This is a genomic window from Collinsella sp. LCP19S3_H3, assembly GCF_052119145.1.
Classification (GTDB): domain Bacteria; phylum Actinomycetota; class Coriobacteriia; order Coriobacteriales; family Coriobacteriaceae; genus Collinsella.
This window is the reverse complement of record NZ_JBQKFW010000001.1, coordinates 157,936-177,802: the sequence shown is the minus strand read 5'-3', so window position 1 is coordinate 177,802 and position 19,867 is coordinate 157,936. Positions and strand designations below refer to the sequence as shown.

Genomic DNA, 19,867 nt, shown 5'->3' with positions numbered 1-19,867 from the left:
TGATTCCATCATACCCACTTGGGCAAATCATTGCTCGCAAGTCGCAATGTTTATTGCGGATAACCCCAAAAGAGTACCGCGGACAGGCACAATAGCCGCTCGCTCCTATGCGGCATGCTCTGCCGCTCGAGTCATGCGAGACAGGCGGGCCAGCAGCATAAAGCCAACGACCAGCAGCACAGCAATGGAAAGAACGCCCAGCGACGGGTTGCCGGTCAGCGAGGTGACGACCGACACCAGAAAGGTGCCCATAACGCTTGCATAGCGCCCAAAGATGTCAAAGAAGCCGTAGTACTCGTTGGACTTTTCCTTGGGGATGATGCGGCCAAAGTAGCTACGGCTGAGTGCCTGCACGCCACCCTGGAACAGGCCGACCATAATGGCAAGCACCCAGAATTCAAAGGCGGTCTTGAGGAAAAACGCGGCGAACAGCACAATGCCCATGTAGGCGGCGACCGCCACCAGGATCATGTTGAGCGTGCCCACGCGTCCGGCGAGCTTGCCGTAGATGATGGCGGACGGAAAGGCCACGAACTGTGTAACGAGCAGGGCCAGTACCAGCTGGGTCGAGTCGATGCCCAGAGCCGAACCGTAGCTGGTTGCCATGGAAATGACCGTGTGCACACCGTCGATGTAGAAGAAGAACGCGATCATGTAGACCAGCACGGTCTTGTTGTGGGCGATCTCGCGCATGGTGTGTACGACCTCGGAGAACACGCCGCCCACGATGTGGCCGATGGTGTCCTCGGGACCGCGCTCACGACCGTACTTTTGCTTATAGGTGCGAATGAGCGGCAGGGTAAAGATGAGCCACCAGGCACCAGTGATGACAAACGACAGACGCGTTGCCAGCATGGTGGGGACGCCAAGAGCGGGACCACCCATGATAAGCGCCAGGCAGATGATGAACGGCACGGTGGAACCGATGTAGCCCCAGGCATAGCCCGAGCTGGACACGGCGTCCATGCGCTCGTCGGTGGTAATGTCGGGCAGCATGGCGTCATAGAACGTCATAGAAGAGTTAAGGCCGATGGTGCACAGCACGTACACGGTCAAAAATGCCATGGCGGACATTGGGATAGCCTGCGCTAGGCAAAGCACCAAGCCCGTGAGGAAGAAGCCCAAGAAAAACTTGATCTTGTTGCCGGCGTAATCGGCAAGCGCGCCCAGAATGGGCATGAGCATGGCAATGACCAGCGAGGCAATCGTCTGCGCGCTACCCCAAGCGACTACCAGGTCGGCCGAGGAAGCACCGGTATTGATGGCGTTAAAGTAGATGGGCACCACCGAAGTGTTGAGCAACACGAGGGCCGAATTGCCCACATCGTACATAACCCAGTTACGCTCGAGCTTGGTGTATTTCATGGACAGGGACCCTTCGTATTCGCCCGATATGCAGTCAGTTCATCGTACCCCAATTGCACAGAGGCACCGGTAAGGATTCGGCAAAGGGACACGCACGAGCTCTACTCCTCGCGGTCGAACTCTTCGTCAGCGCCGAGCACGCGACCGCTGTAATTGACGTGGTTGGTCACGGCCTCCATATCGCCGGTCTCGATAAAGCGGGTGACCGTGCACTCGTAATCGACCAGCGCGCGGTCAAAGACCTCGGGGAAGCTCTCGTTCGTGACCTCATCGGTAAAGGGATTCTTCCACGTCAGATGGCCCAGATTGCCGGTGCGCTCGGGCGGCTCGGTCGTCACGCGGTGAGCAAGGCCATCGAGCAGGGAGTAGTCGTGTACTAGGCCCTCGACCAGGGCAATTGCACGCGTCTTGGCCGAGCCCGCCGGTTCAATGGCGCGATAGAGCAGCTGCATGTCGGCAACGGCGGCACCGTACTCCCCCGCTGGGATATCGATACCGTACACACGCCCGGCAACATAGCTCATCAGCACGCCGGCCACACGATTGATGCGGTCGGTGGTGACGATCTCGCCCGCCGGCGGATAGTCCTCGACCGTGGCCCCATCGCGCTTGAGCTGCAGCATCAACACGTCCAGGTCACTTTCGAGCACCGCATGGACCTGGCTGCCCGAATCCCCCAGCTCGGGATCGGACTCGACAATGCCAAACTGCTGCTCGTAGACAAAGGGGTGGGCATTACGGTCGAGCACGTAGTGCGACAGCAGGCCCAGCGCAAAGGCGCGGCCCAAGTTGGCATCGCGCGGGAGCAGATGGGACACGCCGTCGCGCAGGCACGAGAACTGGCGCGACATGCGCGAGCGATGCATGGCCTGCGCCAGCAGCGTGCAGTCGGAAACGCGCGGCGTCAGGATGTGGAAGAAAAACGGGTCGGGACCCTGGTTGCCCAGGATAAAGGCAATGCGTTCCTCGTCGGACGTAATGACGCCCTGCGGCAGACGATCGATGCTTTCCTCGCCAAACAGATGATGCGTAATAAGCGCAGGCATAATGATCCTTTCGATTTCATTCGATGTCACCCATTATGCCCACCGCGCGCCCATGCCAAACCTGCGTCGGCAAACGATGGCATGCGGACCGTCTACACAAGCCCCAGGCGCGCCTTAACCTCGGCAGCGCGACGACGGGACACGGGCACCGTCGAGGTTACGCGATCGAGCCTGAGTTCCATAAGACCCGTAGAACCGATCTCGACATTGTGCACGTCTTCCAAATTGACCAGATAGCTGCGGTGGACACGGATAAAGCCCTCGGAGGCCAGGCGCCGCTCGAGCGATGAAATCGACTCATTGATCAGATATGTTCCCTCGGCGCAGACGGCGTTGCAAAAATCGGCGCGCGCCTCAAAGTAGCAGACATCCGCCACGGGAATGAACACCTTTTTACCCCCACGATCCACCGTCAGGCGCAAAGGCTGGCGCGGAGCATGGACGACACGGCGAGCGCCCAGGGCGGTCTCGATCTTATCGAGCGCCTTTGACAGGCGAGCATCCTCGACCGGCTTTACGATGTAATCGACGGCATCGAGGTTATAGGCATCGGCCGCATACTCGGCAAATGCCGTCACAAACACCACGACCGGCGGTGTCTTTAGGTTCTGAAGCGTCTCGGCAAGCTCAATTCCCGAGCGACCGGGCATGGTAATGTCTAAAAACAGCACGTCGGGCTTGTTCGACAGAATCGATTCCACGGCTTCGGTGACATTGCCCGCCTCGGCAATCTGGCCCACACGCGCATCCTTTTCCAACAGATAGCGTAGCTCAGCCCTAATTGGGGGCTCGTCATCAACCACCAAGATATTCCAGCCTTCGGACATATGCGCTTCCCCTCTTTTTTTCTCTCAATCCAACCTCGTGCTACACCGTTAGCGGCGCCGGCTCATGCGGCTCGCCGTTCAACTCAACGATGACCTGCGTTCCCACGCCCTCCTGGGACTTCACACGCATGCCAGAATCTTCTCCGTAAAAGAAATGGATGCGCTGAAGCACGTTGAAGAGCGCCAGGCCGCAGCCTCGCTTGACGGAGCCGTCGGCGGTAATGCTTTCGGGCTCCTCTCGGCGATGCTGCTCAAACAGATGCGCGCAGACTTCTTCGCTCATACCGATGCCGTCATCTTCGACGATGATCTCCAAGCCGTCATCGGTCTCAAAAGCCCTAACACGAATGGAAAGCGGCTCGGTCTCGCGCTGCGCATGCTTGATGCAGTTTTCGAGCAGCGGCTGCAAGATAAACGGCGGCACCAGGCTGTCGCGCACCTCAAAGTCGATGTCGACCGAAACGCGCAGACGGCCGTCGCCATACCGGGCCTGCATAAGATTGATATAACGGGTGCCCTGTTCCACCTCGTGCTCGAGCGTGGTGAGCGTATCGGAGTCAGAAAGCGTCTGACGATAGTAGTTGGAAAAATCGATCAGCAGCGATCGCGCCTTGTCGGGCTCGGTTCGAACGAGCGAAACGATCGTGCTAATGGTATTGAATAGAAAATGCGGATCGACCTGCGACTGCAGAGCGCGGAGCTCAACGCGGGCCGTGAGCTCATCCTGGCGCTCGAGCTCAAAGCTGGCGAGCTGCGTGGAAATGAGATCGGCGAAACCCGAGGCAAGCGCCGTCTGGCGCATATCGATGCTGCTCAGGCGGGGGTAATACAGCTCGAGTGTGCCCACGCAATGACCACGCACGGTAAGCGGCGCGACAATACCGGCACGCAGACGGGGAAAATAGCCGCCCGTCTCATTGGAGGCATCACGCGAAAACACGCTCTGCTCGCCCGTCTCAATCACGTTGAGCGTGGTCTTGAGCACTACCGGGGTTCCGGCAGGGCACTTTGCCGAGTCCTCGCCCCAGCTTGCCAGCACCTGCCTGCCGTCAGTAAAGCAGATCGCAGAAGCGATGGTCTCGGACAGGATGATTTTAGAGGCACCCAGGGCCGCTTCGGGCGTAAGGCCGCGCGACGTGTAGGCAAATATTTTTGATGCGATGGCGAGCGTGCGGTCGGTTGCGCTCGATGTGAGGTCATCGGGGACCACAAAGACATACGAGAAGAAGAAGCACAGCATGACCAGGCCGGCAATAACGACAACGCCTGGAACGGGATTGGGATTATCGGTTAAATCCCAGATAAGCAGCAAGATAAGCGCCGGAACGACAACACCGAGTAGGATGGCCTGAACCACATGCTGGGCCGTACGAAAGACCTTGGTAGAGTTGTAACTCTTGCCCAGATTCAGCCTGTTTAAATCCACCGTCATCCCCTCTTGCCCGTAGTACCGATAGCAATAAAGAGGGCCGCAAGCGACCCTCTCCATTGCATTATGCAATCAAAAACTGTGTTTTACATCCAGCCATCGACAAACGGTAGCTTAGGCGCTGTACTTGTTTGGCTCGCCGAAGGTGCCGGCCTCGACAATCCAGCCGTCCTTCATGATGACGTCCATGTTGTCGGTGTTGAGCACGTGGATGTCGGCGGCGACGTCACCGTTGACGACCAGCAGGTCGGCGCACTTGCCGGCCTCGATGGAACCGGTCTCGTCCTCGATGTGGCACATCTTGGCACCGTTGAGGGTGGCGCAGGTGATGGTCTCGACCGGGGTGAAGCCGATCTTGTCGACGAACTCGTACATCTCCTCGATGGAGCAGGTGCCGTACGGGGTGACGAAGGAGAAGGAGTCAGAGCCGATCGTCATGACGACGCCGCGCTTCTTGGCCTCGCGCAGGCAGTCATAGTTGCGCTGCAGCTCCTTCTCGACCAGGGTACCCTCGTACTTGTCGTGCAGCTCGGGGACATAGACGGGAGGATAGGTGGCGTACCAGGTGGGCAGGAAGGCGATCGTCGGGGTGAAGAAGGTGCCCTGCTCGGCCATGAGGTCCATGGTGCGCTCATCGATATCGAAGCCGTGAATCAGCTGCTCGCAGCCAAAGCGAACGGAATCGTAGGCGGCGGCGTGGTTGTTGTAGCAGTGGCTCCACACGGGGATACCGACCATCTTGGCCTCTTCGACCACGGCCTGGATCTCCTCGGAGCAATAGTGCTGGTCGCGACCGGAGTCCCAGCGCCAGATGCCGCCACCGGTAGCCCAGATCTTGATGGCATCGGGGTTCTCGCGCAGGCGACGACGGACGGCCTTGCGCAGATCCCAAGGACCGTCGACCTGGTCGCCCCAGGGATGGGATTCCTTGTTGAGCTCCTGGGTGCAGTGGTGGGAGTCACCGTGACCGGCAACACGGCAGAAGCCGAGGCCGGTGGCCAGAACGCGCGGACCCTTAAAGACGCCCTTGTCGATGCAGTCGCGAATCTGGATACCAAAGCGGCCGATCTCGCAGACGGTGGTGAGGCCGTGGGTGAGGCAGTCGTAGGCCTGCTTGACGGCGACGGCCTGCTTCTCGAGGAGCGGCTGCATGACCCAATCGGTGTCATCGTCGGTCAGGTTGCCCGAGAAGTGCAGGTGGGTGTCGATCAGGCCGGGAAGGACAGTCTTGCCGGCGGCGTCGATAACCTCAACGCCCTCGGGAAGGTCCTGCATAACACCGGCGTACTCGATCTTGCCGTTATCGTCGACGAGAACGAGGGAGTTCTCGACCGGCTCGGCACCGGTACCGTCGATGAGCTTGCCGCCAACGATTGCATACTTAGTGGACATGGTTCCTCCTTATGGATCCATATAGTGGGTGAGGCCGTGTTGGGTTAAGGCCTCACAAAGCTACCCAAGTGATGCCGGGTTCGGTACGCGGGAGAGAGGGCACCGCGCACCCAATCCGCCCCGGCTCGGCGTTACTTTTTACGGGAATTGGTGAAAGCCATGAGAGCCAGGCCAATAGCCAACCAGCCGATCACGATGCTCCACTCCACCATGTTGAGGGAGGCGGGAGAGAACGGAATCACGAGCAGGCCGATGATGATGGCGCAGGCAGCGATGGCGAGGCTGATGCCAAACTTGCCGCCGGGCACCTCGTAGGGACGAGGTAGGTCGGGCTCGGTGAAGCGCATGCGCAGGCAGGCAAGAGCGACCATGCCGCAAGAGAAGATGAAGGCGAGAGCCGACACATTGGTCAGAGGGATGAGCATGTTCTTGCCCAGGAACGGACCGACGACGGTGATGATGGCCAGAACGACGCAGGCGAGCTTGGGAGCGCCGGAATTGGGATCGACCTCGGCAAACTTCTCGGGCAGCTGGCCCTTGCGGCCCATGGCGAGCATAATGCGGCTCGTGGCGCCGTAGAAGGAGTTCATCGGGCCCATGGGTCCAAGCGTGGCGATGACGAGCATGGCCAGGTACAGGAGCATGTTGATGCCCTTAAGACAGGCAAGCGCGGGAACCGGGCTCTTAACAAACTCATGCCAGTCAAGGATAGTGCCGAACGAGTAAATGCAGACCATGTAGAAGCCGCCGGCGGCCAGCAGGGCCAGGGAGATGATCTTGCCGAACTTGTTCCAGTTAAGGCCCTCGGCTGCTTCCTCAGCCTGCTGAGGAATGGTGTCGAAACCGGCGTAGAAGAACGGGGTCAGAACCAGGACCGACACGATACCGGCGAACAGGCTGGTGCCCTCAGTTGCGGCCTTACCGCCGCCAGCACCGGCGACCTGGGAGAACACAGGCATGGCGTTATTCGGCGAGCCGGTGAACAGCGAGACGCCCATGGCGAGTAGCATGCCGCAGAGCAGGGCCTTGGTCAGGAAGGCTTGGAGCTTGGCGGCCGAGCTGGCACCGCGAAAATTGAGGAAGATGACGTAGACTGCAAAGCCGAGCGCGATCAGCGTCGGGAACAGGTAAACGTCGGCGCCCAGGATGGTGTAGAGCTTGACGGCGCGCAGCCACTCAAGACCGGGCAGGCTACCGAACATCTCGGACACGAGAGTCGAAATGGCAATGGCCTCCCACGGGCACAGGATGCCGTTGCCCAGGGCCAGGAGCCAACCGGTGATGTAGCTCAGCGTACGGCCAAAGCTACGATCGACATACTCGACGATGCCGCCCGAGATGGGGATAGCAGCCGTAAGCTCACCGAAAACAGCTCCGACGGGCACGAGGAAGATTGCGCCCAAGAGGAATGCGATCATAGCGGGAACGGGACCGCCGCCCACGACCATCCAGTCGCCGACCTGCAGAACCCAACCGGTACCGATGATGGCACCGAAACCGATGGTGAAGAAGTTCCAGAGCGAAAGCGTTTTCTTCATGCCGCCGGTATCCTCGACTGCAACTTCTGCGTTCTTGTCCGCCATTGTTCCCCTCCTTTCCTTTCTGACGCCCCTTGGCGTCACCCCTTGCACGGCCTGTTTTGCCGCGCACTTTTTATTTCATGGCTTTAAGATACGGCCTTGGCACAGCAACGCCACTCGTAGCTCGACCGAAGGCAGAACTGCAAAACGAGCGGCGCCGTTTTTGGGACGAACGGCGAGGGGCGCCACTCAGTGCGGGCGTCCGTTTTGATGACGCGATTCAATCGCTCGCGGAGGGCGTCGCTTTATGGCGCCAGGCTCGCTCCCGTCCATGCCGCTTACCGAGGTTTTGGCGTATGTCCTCATTTGCTGCACGTCTTTTTTGTAGGATGGACGGGTTATACATGAGACGAGGCGGTACAAATGGCATACGAATACAACGGCTGCGGACGGCAGCGAAACGTTCGCCTTGCCGGGCGTACCACGCCAGCATCCAGGAGTGTTTCTGACAACGACGGGCCGCAGCGTCCGCAGGATCGCCCCTCGTCGTCTATGCCGCAGAATACCAGCACGCGTCAGGCGGATCGCCCATGCTCGGGCACCCGTCAACGCCGGGCCGAAGTGCCTCGGCGGCAGAAAATCGATCGGCGAAAGTCTGACAATCACATCAGCCGTTTCTTTTCGAAGCCCCGCGGCGGACGCGGCGCAAAGCAGCCACGGCCGCTGGGACGCGGCCGGGCCGCCAATCCGCAGATTCATCGTCTCTGTCTTGCTCTGTGCTCCATCATGGCATGTCTGGCCTTTGTGTATCTGGGGTCGTGTGCCTCGCATGGCTCTGCCGGCCTAGAGCCCACCGCCGAGGAAAAGCTCCTCAAAGCCCCAGTCGCACCCGGCTACTCGTTTGCTTTTTCGACCCCACGTTCGCAGTGGAGTGCCGGCACCATGCCGCATATCTACCAGATCGACCCCGCATGGTCGGAGCTGCCCTACGCCGGTGGAACCATCCGCCAAAACGGCTGCGGACCCACCTGCCTCACCATGATCTACATCTTTAAAACGGGGCGCACCGATATGACACCGGTCGATATGTGCGCCCTTTCCGAGGCGGGCAACTATGCCCCCACCGGTGCCACCGAGTGGTCGTTTATGACGAGCGGCGCCGCGCAGCTGGGGCTTAACGGGACGCAGCTCTACAACGACCGAGACTCGATGGCCCAGGCCTTGCGCTCGGGTGCCCCCGTAATCGCCGTCGTGCGTCCCGGCACGTTTACCAACGTGGGTCATTACATCGTCTTCTACGGCATTGACGACGCCGGCCACATCGGTGTCTACGATCCCAATTCGCCCAGCCGTAGCGCCCGCCGCTGGGGCGTCGTAGAAGTCCTCAACGAAATCGAAGCCATGTGGGCCTACTACTAGTCATTGGGGACAGACTTAAATGACCAATACTAGTCATTGGGGACAGACTTAAATGACCAGCCATTATATGACTAGCCACTGGGGACGGTCTTTGCAGACGACCGCTCGCGCTGCCGAAAAGGACTGTCCCAAGATGCCGGCAGAAAAGGAACGTCCCCAAGTGCCGGGTTTCCGCGGTCTTCAGCGCTTCTCATGAACAGTCACCTCAATAGCAAAAGCCCCGCAGTCGGAGCGGACTGCGGGGCTCATGAAGAGAGGCTAGTTTGTGGGCGCTTTGCCTGGCGCCCACAAGAGAGGCAACAGAGTAGAGGCTACTCGTGGATGCGGGTACCGGAGAGGCCGGCCATGGTCTCGGCGGCCTTGTCCAGGGCGCCGATGATGCAGGTGCGGCCCTTGCGGGAACGGGCGAACTTGATGGCAGCGCGGACCTTGGGCTCCATGGAACCCTTACCGAACTGGCCCTCGTCGGCCAGGCGCTCGGCCTCGTCGGCGGTGAGGTCCTCGAGCTCCTCCTGGTTGGGCTTGCCAAAGTTGATGGCGACATGCTCAACGGCGGTCAGCAGGAACAGGACGTCGGCGTCGCAGTCCTCGGCCAGCAGCTCGCCGCCCAGGTCCTTGTCGATGACGGCGGGAACGCCCTTGTAGCAACCCTTGTTCTCGTAGTCGCGGACGACGGGGATGCCGCCGCCACCGCAGGCGATGACGATGAACTCGTTGTCGAGCAGGTTGAGGATGGAGTCGGCCTCGACGATCTTCTTGGGATCGGGGGAGGCGACGACGCGGCGCCAGCCGCGGCCGGAATCCTCGACGAAGACCTTGGAGGGATCCTCGGCCATGAACTCCTTGGCCTGCTCCTCGGTGTAGAAGGGGCCGATCGGCTTGGTCGGGTTCTTGAACGCGGGATCGTCGGGATCGCACTCGATCTGGGTGACGACGGTGGCGGCGTGCCAACGCTTATAGCGCTTGTGCATCTCGCGGCCGATGCCCTGCTGCAGGTGATAACCAATGTAGCCCTGGGACATGGCGCCGCACTCGGGCAGCGGCATCTCGGGGGTGCCGATGGCGTCGTGGGCGGCGGCGAAGGCATTCTGGATCATGCCGACCTGCGGGCCGTTGCCGTGGGTGATGATGATCTCGTTACCCTGCTCGATGAGACCAAGGAGTGCGTGGGCGGTGTTGCTCACGGCCTCGATCTGCTCGACGGGGTTGTTGCCGAGGGCGTTGCCGCCAAGGGCGACGACAATACGATCGGGCTTGCCAAGAGGCTTAGACATTGCTGGAATCCTTTCTGTAAAAGGCCTACATCCCATTAATAACCCACGTCCGTGCAATACGCGAGTTTATTAAGGTTTATATTCTCTTTATCGCTCATTTTATTCATTTTGAAAACAGTTGAACGGTGAACGGTCGTTTTTACCCGTTCAGCGTAAAGTTGCCCAGCTCATGCATATCTAAGCTATTTACGTGCGACTTTATTTTGATATAGCAGGGATTAGACCAGATTATGCAAACTATATCTTTGCTAAACACAAAACAGACAGCGCAATATCTTACTCGCACTATACGAGATTCTATACATTTATAAGACGAGTATGCACCCCAACAAAAACATGGGGCTTTTCATCCAGCATAAGGAATATAGATGAGCTCAAAAAAGCAATCAGCCCCAAAGCACGGGGATAGAAGGCAACAACAGCCAAAACCTCCATCCATCCCCAAAGTGGCGCGAGGTTTTGCGGCAAAGCCGCGAAACAGCGAAGGGGACAAAAGGCCCCCTCAGCCACGTCCTTCATTCAGCCCCACAATCCGAGGACGTAGTCGTAGCAGGATCTGAGGGCTAACCTTCGCGGACATTCCGCAGGACGAAAGAACCCCCGCCGCACGTAGTGCGCAGCGGGGGTTCTTTCATGTCCGAGGACGTCCGCGAAGGTTAGCCCTCAGATCCTGCGGTGGGAGACCTAGGCCTCGTTGTACACCGTCTTGAGCTTCAGCAGGTGAGCGTAGCGGTCCATAGCGGCCTGCTCGTTCTCCTTGAAGAGCTCCTCGGCGCGCTCGGGGAAGGAACGCGTCAGCGAAGCGTAACGGGCCTCGTTCATCAGGAACTCCTGATAGCCGCCCGCGGGCTCCTTGGAATCGAGCGAGAACTTCTTGCCGGCAGCAGCCTCGGGGTTGAAGCGGAAGAGGTTCCAGTAACCGCACTCGACAGCCTTCTTCATCTCGGCCTGGCAGTTCTGCATGCCGCCCTTCTTGATGGAGTGCATCTCGCAGGGGCTGTAGCCGATGATGAGGGACGGGCCGTCATAGGCCTCGGCCTCGTGGATGGCCTTGAGAGTCTGAGCCGGGTTGGCGCCCATGGCGACCTGCGCCACGTAGACGTAACCATAGCTCATAGCGATCTCGGCCAGAGACTTCTTCTTGGTCACCTTGCCGGCAGCGGCGAACTGAGCAACCTGGCCCAGGTTCGAAGCCTTGGAGGCCTGACCGCCGGTGTTGGAGTAGACCTCGGTGTCGAAGACGAAGACGTTGACGTTGTGGCCAGAAGCCAGGACGTGGTCCAGACCACCGAAGCCGATGTCGTAGGCCCAACCGTCGCCACCGAAGATCCAGAAGGACTTCTTGGTGAGGTAAGCCTTGTCGGCGAGGATCGCCTTGGAAGCGTCGCAGCCGCACTTCTCGAGCTCGGCAACGTAGGCGGCAGCAGCAGTCTTGGAGGCCTCGACGTCGTTGACGGAGTCGATCCAAGCCTGACCGGCGGCCTTGAGCTCGTCGGACGGACCGTCAGCGGCGATGAGCTCCTGGGTGGCGGCGATCAGCTTATTCTGGACGGCCTCGTAACCGATGGCCATGCCCAGACCGTGCTCAGCATTGTCCTCGAACAGGGAGTTGTTCCACGCCGGGCCGTGACCGTCCTTGTCCTTGCAGTAAGGAGCGGTGGCAGCGGGGTTGCCCCAAATGGAGGAGCAGCCGGTGGCGTTGGAGATGAACATGCGGTCGCCGGCGACCTGGGTCACCAGACGTGCATAAGCGGTCTCGGCGCAGCCGGCGCAGGAGCCGGAGAACTCCAGGTAGGGCTGCTTAAACTGGCTGCCCTTGACGTTGGCCGCGATGAGCTCCTTCTTCTCGGAGACGTTCTTGACCATGTAGTCCCAAACGGGCTGCTGATCCATCTCCTGCTCGGCGGGAGCCATCTCGAGGGCGCCCTTGGGGCAGACCTTGGCGCAGTTGGTGCAGCCCATGCAGTCGAGCGGGGACACGGCCATGGTGAACTTCATGCCCTTGGCCTTGGGACCCATGGCGTCGAGCGTACGGGTAGCCTCGGGCGCGGCGGCAGCCTCGTCCTCGGTCATCGCGAACGGACGGATGGTGGCATGCGGGCACACATAGGCGCACTGGTTGCACTGGATGCACTTGGTCTCGTCCCAGTGAGGAACGACCACGGCGACGCCGCGCTTCTCGTATGCGGAGGCGCCCAGCTCAAACTGACCGTCGGCACAATCGACAAAGGCAGAAACGGGCAGGCTGTCGCCATCCATGCGATCGATGGGCTCGAGCAGGTTCTTGACCTGCTGGGCGATAGCGGACTTGGTCTCCTCGGAAAGCTCGACAGGAGCGGCGTCCTCGGCGGTAGCCCAGTCGGCCGGAACCTCGAACTTACGGAAGGCGGTAGCGCCGGCATCGATGGCCTTGTGGTTGGCGTCGACGATGGCCTGGCCCTTCTTCATGTAGGACTTGGTAGCCGCGTCCTTCATGTACTGCAGGGCGTCCTCGGCGGGCAGGACCTTGGCCAGCGCGAAGAAGGCGGACTGGAGCACCGTGTTGGTGCGCTTGCCCATGCCAACCTTGGCGGCCAGGTCGATAGCGTCGATCAGGTAGACGTTGACGTTGTTGTTCGCGATGTAGCGCTTGGCCACGGCGGGCATGTGCTCGGCGAACTCCTCGTCGCTCCACTGGCAGTTGACCAGGAAGGTGCCGCCCGGCTTGACGTCGCGGACCATCTTGAAGCCCTTGACGATGTAGCTGGGGTTGTGGCAAGCGACAAAGTCGGCCTTGGTCACGTAGTACGGCGAGCGGATCGGGGAATCACCAAAGCGCAGGTGCGAGACGGTAACGCCGCCGGTCTTCTTGGAGTCGTACTGGAAGTAGGCCTGAACGTACTTGTCGGTGTGGTCGCCGATGATCTTAATCGAGTTCTTGTTGGCGCCGACGGTACCGTCGCCACCCAGACCCCAGAACTTGCACTCGATGGTGCCGGGAGCTGCGGTGTTGGGCGCATCCTCGGCCTCGGGCAGGCTCAGGTTGGTCACGTCATCGACAATGCCGATGGTGAACTCGCGCTTGGGCTCGTCCTTCTTGAGCTCCTCGAAGACGGCAAACGCGGACGCGGGAGGCGTGTCCTTGCTGCCCAGGCCGTAACGGCCGCCGACGACCTTGATACCCGTCTTGCCGGCCTCGTAGAGAGCGGAGACGACGTCCTGGTAGAGCGGCTCGCCGATGGAACCCGGCTCCTTGGTGCGGTCCATGACGGCGATCTTCTGGACGGTCTCGGGGAGAACGTCCACGAAGTGCTTGATGGAGAACGGACGGAACAGGCGAACCTTGACCAGGCCGACCTTCTCACCGTGAGCGTTGAGGTAGTCGATGACTTCCTCGAGCACGTCGCAGAAGGAGCCCATGCACACGACGACGCGATCGGCATCGGGAGCGCCGTAGTAGTTGAACAGGCCGTAATCGGTGCCGAGCTTCTCGTTGATCTTCTTCATGTAGCCCTCGACGACGGCAGGGAGCTCGTCGTAGACCTTATTGCAGGCCTCGCGGTTCTGGAAGAAGATGTCGCCGTTCTCATGGCTGCCGCGGGTGTGCGGGTGCTCAGGGTTGAGCGCGTGATCGCGGAAAGCCTGGACGGCGTCCATGTCGCACATCTCGGCAAGATCCTTGTAGTCCCACATGGCGACCTTCTGGATCTCGTGGCTGGTGCGGAAGCCGTCGAAGAAGTTGAGGAACGGGGTCTTACCCTCGATGGCGGCAAGGTGAGCCACCGGCGAGAGGTCCATGACCTCCTGGACGTTGCCCTCGGCGAGCATGGCGAAACCGGTCTGGCGGCAGGCCATAACGTCGGAGTGATCGCCAAAGATGTTCAGGGCGTGGGAAGCGACGCAACGCGCGGAGACGTGGAAGACGCCCGGGAGCTGCTCGCCCGCGATCTTGTACATGTTCGGGATCATCAGGAGCAGGCCCTGAGAAGCCGTGTAGGTGGTGGTCAGAGCACCGGCACCCAGCGAACCGTGAACGGTACCGGCTGCACCCGCCTCGGACTCCATCTCGACGACCTTGACCGGGGTGCCAAAGATGTTCTTGCGACCCTGGGCCGCCCACTGGTCGACATGGTCGGCCATCGGGCTGGACGGCGTAATGGGATAAATTCCCGCTACCTCGGTGTACGCATACGAAACATATGCGGCCGCCTCGTTGCCGTCCATAGACTTAAACTTACGCGCCATATACCCCTCTCCTCTCATATAGGTATACAGGCCCCGGCGATTACCGGGATGTTGGCGTGATGGGATTTTCGCTGTTGCTTCCAGTCATCTGACAGGCGGACTCAGCAGCAGGTACATGGCGTGGAGAGAAGGCATGCCGAGGCGAGGAGGGCTGCACGCGCTCCACAGGCCCAGCTACCCGTCTTGCACATGATCGAGCGCCGCAAAGGCCGCATGCCGGATGCTCCCGGGCACGCCCCGGTGATGGGAAGCGCCCGCAACGGAAATCCGCATGCGGGTTTATTGTACCCCGCCGTCACGTGTAATTTCGACAAATATAGGCGGGCGGTAAAGGTTTACCCCGAGCGACCATCAAGGACAAAAATAATCCTTCCGTCACCGAGAGACCAAATGGCAGCTGCGGTGAAATAGGAACTGTTTTTGCCGGCCGTAGCCTTAAACAGTCCCTATTTCACCGCAACTTATTTAGGAGATGAGTCAGAGGGCGCCGAGGAGGATGGCGTAGGTTGTGGATTCTCCGAGCCTGAGCTCGTCACCGGGGTTGAGCTGAGCGGAGCGGCCGGGCTCGACCTGGGTGCAGACGTTCGTCGCGCCGTTTACCACCACGGTTCCGTTGGTGGACGACAGGTCCTCGACGTACCAGACATTTTGGTCATCGCACCACACGTGGGCATGGCGAGCCGAAACGTCATCGCCCACATCGGTGATATCGCCCTCCCCCGTCGCCAGCGCGCCGATCTCGACGCCCTCCTCACTCGGCTGAATCCAGCGCGGGGCGCTCACCACGTAGCCGTTTTGCACGCGCAGCAGTCCCAACGGGTGCGCAGGCGCCGCCTCGTGCTCGCCCGTGACCGTCGAGGTGCTCAGCGAGCGCGGCGTCGACGTGGCGCCGCCACAGGTCGCATGAGCGTAGTCGAGGGCATAGGTCACCGACGAGCGGACATCTGCCGAACAGCCCACGGCGACAAACAACACCAGGATGGCCTCGGCGCGCTCGGCGGGCATGAGCTCAGCCGCCTGCGACAGGCGCTCGAGCGCATTGCGATAGAGATTCGTGTCCTGATGGCATTCCTCGAGTGCCCGCACCATGGGCTCGCCAGCGGGGCCGCACACCATGTTGGTCACGGCCGCGGCGTCCATGGGATTGCGGCGGCGCAGGGTCAGCTGCGACATAATGCGCGCGGCCGAGGTGCCGTAATCGGCAAAATAACGTTCCTGCAGCGTGCCGACCGGCGCGCGCACGATAAAGCGCGAAACCCAAGAGCGGTCGGCAGCACGGCTCTGCGGACTACGGCCGTCGACGAGCGGGCGGCTCGAGAGCACCAGGCCGCACAGTTCGATATGGCTCAGGTGCGCTGCGTGCTTAAAGATGTCAAACATTGCCCCGCACGGGGTGAGCTCAGCTTGAGAAGCCATGGCTTAGCCCTCCTTGGTCGCAGAGATAGTGTCGGATACTTCGGCCGGCCCGCCAAAGGCGCGAGCAGCCGCGGCTCCGCCGGCAAGCGGTGTCGCCATGGAAATTTTCGCACGTCGCGCTGACACGACGGGAAGCTCAAAGGCAAACCCCATCGCCAGCAAAAACCACGTGAGCGCATAGGTTGCAATTAGGGCGGCAACGAAGCCGCTCGCTACGGCGCGCTGGGAAAACACGGTGCATGCAACCGCGATCAGCACCGGAACCTCGCAGGCAGAAAGCACCAGTACGCCATGCAGGAACCCCGTGCGACGATCGTGTGCCATGGCACCGGCAGCGATGCCCACCATGCCCGGCGGTGCCAACGCCAGTGCGGCGATAATGGCCGGCAGCTTCCCGGACCACATAAGCGGTCCCACGACGAGCGTCACATGGGCACCCGACGCCAACAGCGCAGCTGATACCACGACCACAGCCCAAATCACGCCGCATACCGCCGTCGCACCAACCATCGCCGCACGCCGGGCTGTATGCCCCGATACCTCCATCGGGCACGGCAAGAGCGGCTCGGCGCGAAGCGAGCGGGCGACATTTTGCGCATAGTGGTCGCAAAATGCCGAGAGCGCCGCCTCCACCGCAGCCGGCTCGGGACGATCTTCCTGATGGCAGGACAGGCAGGCCATGACCACGTCGAACAACTGGGCATCGACAAACGCCAGCGCATCGCGCAGATCCTCGGAATTTGGATCGAGTCCCAGCTGCTGAGCTTGTTCGGCCGCGGCAAGTGCCACATCGGGCTCGCGTCGCAGCAGTTGCGTCAAGTCGCAGCCGGGCGCGTGGGCGCCAACGGGATAATCGGGCAGCGTATCCATCTTGAGGCGATAAGGGCTGGCGATATCGCACGTCTTTTTGCGCGAGCCCGAAGTACCCGACGCACCCGGCGCTACTTCGTACGGCGCGACACCGGCGATGAGCTCGTAGACCGTACTCGCCGCTGCATAGACATCGATTGCCGGCGACATGCGAAGCATGCGCAGGTCGGGGATATCGTCGGTGAGCATCTCGGGCGGGGCGTAGGCCACCGTCGCGCGGCGCAACGTGGCATAGCGCTCGGTAAACGAAGCCTTGCCGCCGGTGCTGGCCACCGCAGAGGCGGGCTCGAGCGCCAGCGAAGAGCCAAAGTCGATCAAGCACAGGTCGAAGGTGCCTTCGGCAAGCTGTCGGTCGAGTGGCAGGCGCGCCGTGCGCACCATAATATTAGCGGGCGAGATATCGCGATGGACGAACCCCTCGCCTACCAAGCTCATGCGGCAGAGCAGATCGAACAGGTCGCGACCCAGGCGCGCCGCCACGAGCGGCGACAGACGCCCGGCATCGTCCACGGCAAGGCGCGAGCGCAGGCGAGCGAGCGTCTCGCCCTCGACCCACTCCATGACAATCGCGGGCACGCCGTCGACCTCGCCCCATCCATACAGACGGGGAAAGCCTCTAAGGCCCGAAAGGGCGCGATGGCATTCATATTCCTCGCGAAACGCCGCCTTGAACTTGGTGACCAGCGCCTCGTGGGCGACATCGTCATCAAATTCGTCGCGCGTTGGCAAGATGAGCTGCTTGAGTGCCACGGCCTCGCCCTGCGCGTTGACGGCACGCGTCACACGGCCGATACCGCCGCGGCGCATGGTGGCGTCATCGGCAAACAGCATCGTAAAACGGCGCAGGTAGGCGGGAAGCTCGTCCGGGCCCAGCGCAATGGCGGGCTCAAACCCTCCAACGCGCGCCAGGCGCAGGCCCACCATAGGGTCGCGATTTAGCGCGCACGATGTGCCAAAAGCAAGGCTATTCGTCATAGGGCGATCGCCGCCACTTTGGTATTGAAGTTGTTGAGCGCGACGTCGTCATCGCCATAATGCCCCACCCATTGGCACAGATTGGTGTAGCAACCCCATAGGTTGGCGTATTGCTGATACCACTTTGACTTGGGAGAAAACGTTTGCCGGCCAAACTCGGCACGGATGACAAACATATCGTTGGCCAGGCTGTCGCACGGTCCGGTATCGCCCGTAGCGTTATAGGTCGAAACCACGCTGTTGGCGCGGGCGACATAGCCATCGAGCATGTTGTATTTGGTCACGAGCCAGCTGTGAATACTCTCCTCCTCGGCAGCCGAGAGACCACCCGAGCCCGTGTCGCCGCCGGCACCGCCGTCCGTCGAGCCATCACTCGAAGATCCACCGCCAGAGGCGGAGCCCGAACCGGAACCGCCGCCCGACGAATCGGAGCTGGAGCCAGACGAACCCGAACCGCCGGGCTGGCCTGTCTGTTGGGCGTCCTGCCCCTTCTGCTGCTCGGCCTTATTGACGACAGAAGCCACACTGTTGTTGGAAAGCTTCGTAATGACCTTGGTGTTGGTGAGCACGATGGTCTTGCCGTTTGCCAGCGTAACCTCGTTGTCCGATGTTTCTGGACTGTCCGCATCGTCGCCACCGAACACAACATGCGAGACCACGCTCGCCCACGCATATCCGGTTGTCGTTCCCAAGTCGCTTTTGGCCTTGCGCCCAATATGCAGCTCGCGCGCAGCATACGCCTGTACCATGGACGGCACCGTCATGCCATAAGCCGAAACACCGGCTATGACCAGTACAAGCGAGCAAGACAGCAGCACGTACGCCCGAGGCGCCAGGCCCAGCCGGCGTCGCATGCGCACCGCGGCGCCATGCTTTGTCTGAGTGCTAGCGGGCCGCATGCGTTCTCCTCCAACAAAAACACGCCGCTTAAAAGCGGCGTATTCTTTCATATCCACATTTGAGTGTATCAGCGAACTCAAAAGGTTGTGCAACGAATGGGCAAATACGAGGTGAGAGTGGACCCATCCACGCGATAAGCGGATGAAAAGCAGGTTTGTTGCACAACAAATGCATGAACGCGTGCCCAATTATGAGCGCCCCGTGCGGCAGGCCGACGGGACATGCCGCGGAGCTGACGCCGCCTAGATCGCACGACGGGCCTCGATAGCACGGCCGAGCGTAAGCTCGTCAGCATACTCCAGGTCGCCGCCCACGGGCAGGCCGCTCGCCAGACGCGACACCTCGACGCCCAGAGGCTTGATGGTGCGGGCAAGGTAGCTCGCCGTGGTCTCGCCCTCAATGTTGGGGTTGGTGGCGATAATGACCTCGTGGATGTCCTCGTGGCCCAAGCGCGCCAGCAACTCGCGGATATGCAGCTGCTCGGGGCCGATCTTGTCCATGGGGCTGATCACGCCGCCCAGCACGTGGTAGAGGCCGTGGTAGCTGCCCGTGCGCTCAATCGCCTGGACATCGCGCGGCTCACCCACCACGCAGATGCGGGTGGTGTCGCGCATCGAGTCTTGGCAGATGGAGCACTCGTCAGCGGTGGCGTAATTAAAGCAGCGGCTGCAAAAATGCACTTCCTGCTTAACCTCTAGAATGGCCTCGGCCAGACGGCGCGCCTCCTCGGCGTCGGCCTCGAGCAGGTAGTAGGCGATGCGCTGGGCCGATTTGGGGCCAATGCCCGGCAGACGGCCCAGCTCATCGAGCAGTTTTTGCAGACTATGGTTGGCACTCATATATGTGCGCGTCTTAGAACGGCATGCCCGGGATGTTGAGGCCGCCGGCGATGGCGCCCATCTGCTTGTTGGCGAGCTCGTTGACGCCGCGGACGGCCTCGTTGACGGCAGCCATAATCATGTCCTGCAGCATATCGACGTCCTCGGGATCGAGCGCATCGGGGTCGATGGTAAGGTTGACGAGCTCCATCTCGCCGTTGACAGTCACCTTGACCATGCCGCCGCCGGCAGAAGCGTCGACGGTCTGGGACTTGAGGTTCTCCTGCGCGGCGGCAAGCTGCTCCTGCATCTTGCGGGCCTGCTTCATCATCTGCTGCATGTTCATACCGGCCATGATGGCTCCTTTACGTGTGGTCGCGCGACAAGCTGCA

General features: G+C 61.0%; 14 protein-coding genes. 1 reads left to right on the top strand and 13 read right to left on the bottom strand.

Features of this window, described 5'->3' with window-relative positions; translation table 11 throughout:
• Positions 1 to 105: 105 nt before the first annotated feature.
• The 6 genes from ACTQZF_RS00730 to ACTQZF_RS00705 form a co-directional block, all read right to left on the bottom strand.
• Positions 106 to 1,365, bottom strand: coding sequence for an MFS transporter (locus ACTQZF_RS00730; RefSeq protein WP_427719512.1), 1,260 nt, complete (start codon positions 1,363 to 1,365; stop codon positions 106 to 108).
• 101 nt (positions 1,366 to 1,466) lie between these two features.
• Positions 1,467 to 2,411: a zinc dependent phospholipase C family protein gene (locus ACTQZF_RS00725; RefSeq protein ID WP_441554266.1), complete on the bottom strand. Its 945-nt coding sequence runs from the start codon at positions 2,409 to 2,411 to the stop codon at positions 1,467 to 1,469.
• A gap of 92 nt (positions 2,412 to 2,503) precedes the next feature.
• Entirely contained in the window at positions 2,504 to 3,238 is a 735-nt protein-coding gene (locus ACTQZF_RS00720) for a LytR/AlgR family response regulator transcription factor (protein WP_154518631.1), read from the bottom strand.
• A 40-nt stretch (positions 3,239 to 3,278) separates the two neighbouring features.
• The gene (locus ACTQZF_RS00715) at positions 3,279 to 4,664 is read right to left on the bottom strand and encodes a histidine kinase (protein ID WP_441554265.1); all 1,386 of its coding nucleotides are present in this window, start codon (positions 4,662 to 4,664) and stop codon (positions 3,279 to 3,281) included.
• Between the two features lie 117 nt (positions 4,665 to 4,781).
• Positions 4,782 to 6,059 carry a metal-dependent hydrolase family protein gene (locus ACTQZF_RS00710; RefSeq protein WP_154518625.1) on the bottom strand — a complete coding sequence of 426 codons (1,278 nt, stop codon included), beginning with the start codon at positions 6,057 to 6,059 and terminating at the stop codon, positions 4,782 to 4,784.
• A gap of 131 nt (positions 6,060 to 6,190) precedes the next feature.
• A complete protein-coding gene (locus ACTQZF_RS00705) occupies positions 6,191 to 7,642 on the bottom strand; it encodes an APC family permease (protein WP_427719517.1) in 1,452 nt (483 codons plus the stop codon).
• Between the two features lie 723 nt (positions 7,643 to 8,365).
• Here ACTQZF_RS00705 and ACTQZF_RS00700 point away from each other — a divergent pair.
• A complete protein-coding gene (locus ACTQZF_RS00700) occupies positions 8,366 to 8,998 on the top strand; it encodes a C39 family peptidase (protein ID WP_441554264.1) in 633 nt (210 codons plus the stop codon).
• A 311-nt stretch (positions 8,999 to 9,309) separates the two neighbouring features.
• Here the strand turns inward: ACTQZF_RS00700 and arcC are convergent, their stop codons facing one another.
• From arcC to ACTQZF_RS00665, 7 genes are all read right to left on the bottom strand, one after another.
• Entirely contained in the window at positions 9,310 to 10,272 is a 963-nt protein-coding gene (gene arcC, locus ACTQZF_RS00695; RefSeq protein WP_006235166.1) for a carbamate kinase, read from the bottom strand.
• A gap of 684 nt (positions 10,273 to 10,956) precedes the next feature.
• The gene (gene nifJ / locus ACTQZF_RS00690) at positions 10,957 to 14,496 is read right to left on the bottom strand and encodes a pyruvate:ferredoxin (flavodoxin) oxidoreductase (RefSeq protein ID WP_441554262.1); all 3,540 of its coding nucleotides are present in this window, start codon (positions 14,494 to 14,496) and stop codon (positions 10,957 to 10,959) included.
• A gap of 477 nt (positions 14,497 to 14,973) precedes the next feature.
• On the bottom strand, positions 14,974 to 15,912 hold the full coding sequence (locus ACTQZF_RS00685) for an FHA domain-containing protein (RefSeq protein WP_441554261.1): 939 nt from the start codon (positions 15,910 to 15,912) through the stop codon (positions 14,974 to 14,976).
• Between the two features lie 3 nt (positions 15,913 to 15,915).
• On the bottom strand, positions 15,916 to 17,757 hold the full coding sequence (locus tag ACTQZF_RS00680) for a serine/threonine protein kinase (RefSeq protein WP_441554260.1): 1,842 nt from the start codon (positions 17,755 to 17,757) through the stop codon (positions 15,916 to 15,918).
• Positions 17,754 to 18,656: a hypothetical protein gene (locus ACTQZF_RS00675; RefSeq protein ID WP_441017341.1), complete on the bottom strand. Its 903-nt coding sequence runs from the start codon at positions 18,654 to 18,656 to the stop codon at positions 17,754 to 17,756. Before ACTQZF_RS00675 ends, ACTQZF_RS00680 begins: the two co-directional genes overlap by 4 nt.
• 243 nt (positions 18,657 to 18,899) lie before the next feature.
• Complete coding sequence (gene recR / locus ACTQZF_RS00670; RefSeq protein WP_099432550.1) at positions 18,900 to 19,496, bottom strand: recombination mediator RecR; 597 nt, start codon at positions 19,494 to 19,496, stop codon at positions 18,900 to 18,902.
• A gap of 13 nt (positions 19,497 to 19,509) precedes the next feature.
• Positions 19,510 to 19,830 (bottom strand): YbaB/EbfC family nucleoid-associated protein, encoded by a 321-nt coding sequence (locus tag ACTQZF_RS00665; protein WP_427719331.1) that lies wholly within the window; start codon positions 19,828 to 19,830, stop codon positions 19,510 to 19,512.
• Positions 19,831 to 19,867: the final 37 nt, after the last annotated feature.

Bases quoted from the DNA above. Each gene is read 5' to 3' on its own strand.
- ACTQZF_RS00700 (WP_441554264.1), top strand. From the start codon at position 8,366: ATGGCATGTCTGGCCTTTGTGTATCTGGGGTCGTGTGCCTCGCATGGC.
- ACTQZF_RS00730 (WP_427719512.1), bottom strand. From the start codon at position 1,365: ATGAAATACACCAAGCTCGAGCGTAACTGGGTTATGTACGATGTGGGC.
- ACTQZF_RS00720 (WP_154518631.1), bottom strand. From the start codon at position 3,238: ATGTCCGAAGGCTGGAATATCTTGGTGGTTGATGACGAGCCCCCAATT.
- ACTQZF_RS00665 (WP_427719331.1), bottom strand. From the start codon at position 19,830: ATGGCCGGTATGAACATGCAGCAGATGATGAAGCAGGCCCGCAAGATG.
- ACTQZF_RS00685 (WP_441554261.1), bottom strand. From the start codon at position 15,912: ATGGCTTCTCAAGCTGAGCTCACCCCGTGCGGGGCAATGTTTGACATC.
- ACTQZF_RS00725 (WP_441554266.1), bottom strand. From the start codon at position 2,411: ATGCCTGCGCTTATTACGCATCATCTGTTTGGCGAGGAAAGCATCGAT.
- ACTQZF_RS00705 (WP_427719517.1), bottom strand. From the start codon at position 7,642: ATGGCGGACAAGAACGCAGAAGTTGCAGTCGAGGATACCGGCGGCATG.
- ACTQZF_RS00675 (WP_441017341.1), bottom strand. From the start codon at position 18,656: ATGCGGCCCGCTAGCACTCAGACAAAGCATGGCGCCGCGGTGCGCATG.
- recR (WP_099432550.1), bottom strand. From the start codon at position 19,496: ATGAGTGCCAACCATAGTCTGCAAAAACTGCTCGATGAGCTGGGCCGT.
- ACTQZF_RS00680 (WP_441554260.1), bottom strand. From the start codon at position 17,757: ATGACGAATAGCCTTGCTTTTGGCACATCGTGCGCGCTAAATCGCGAC.
- nifJ (WP_441554262.1), bottom strand. From the start codon at position 14,496: ATGGCGCGTAAGTTTAAGTCTATGGACGGCAACGAGGCGGCCGCATAT.
- arcC (WP_006235166.1), bottom strand. From the start codon at position 10,272: ATGTCTAAGCCTCTTGGCAAGCCCGATCGTATTGTCGTCGCCCTTGGC.
- ACTQZF_RS00710 (WP_154518625.1), bottom strand. From the start codon at position 6,059: ATGTCCACTAAGTATGCAATCGTTGGCGGCAAGCTCATCGACGGTACC.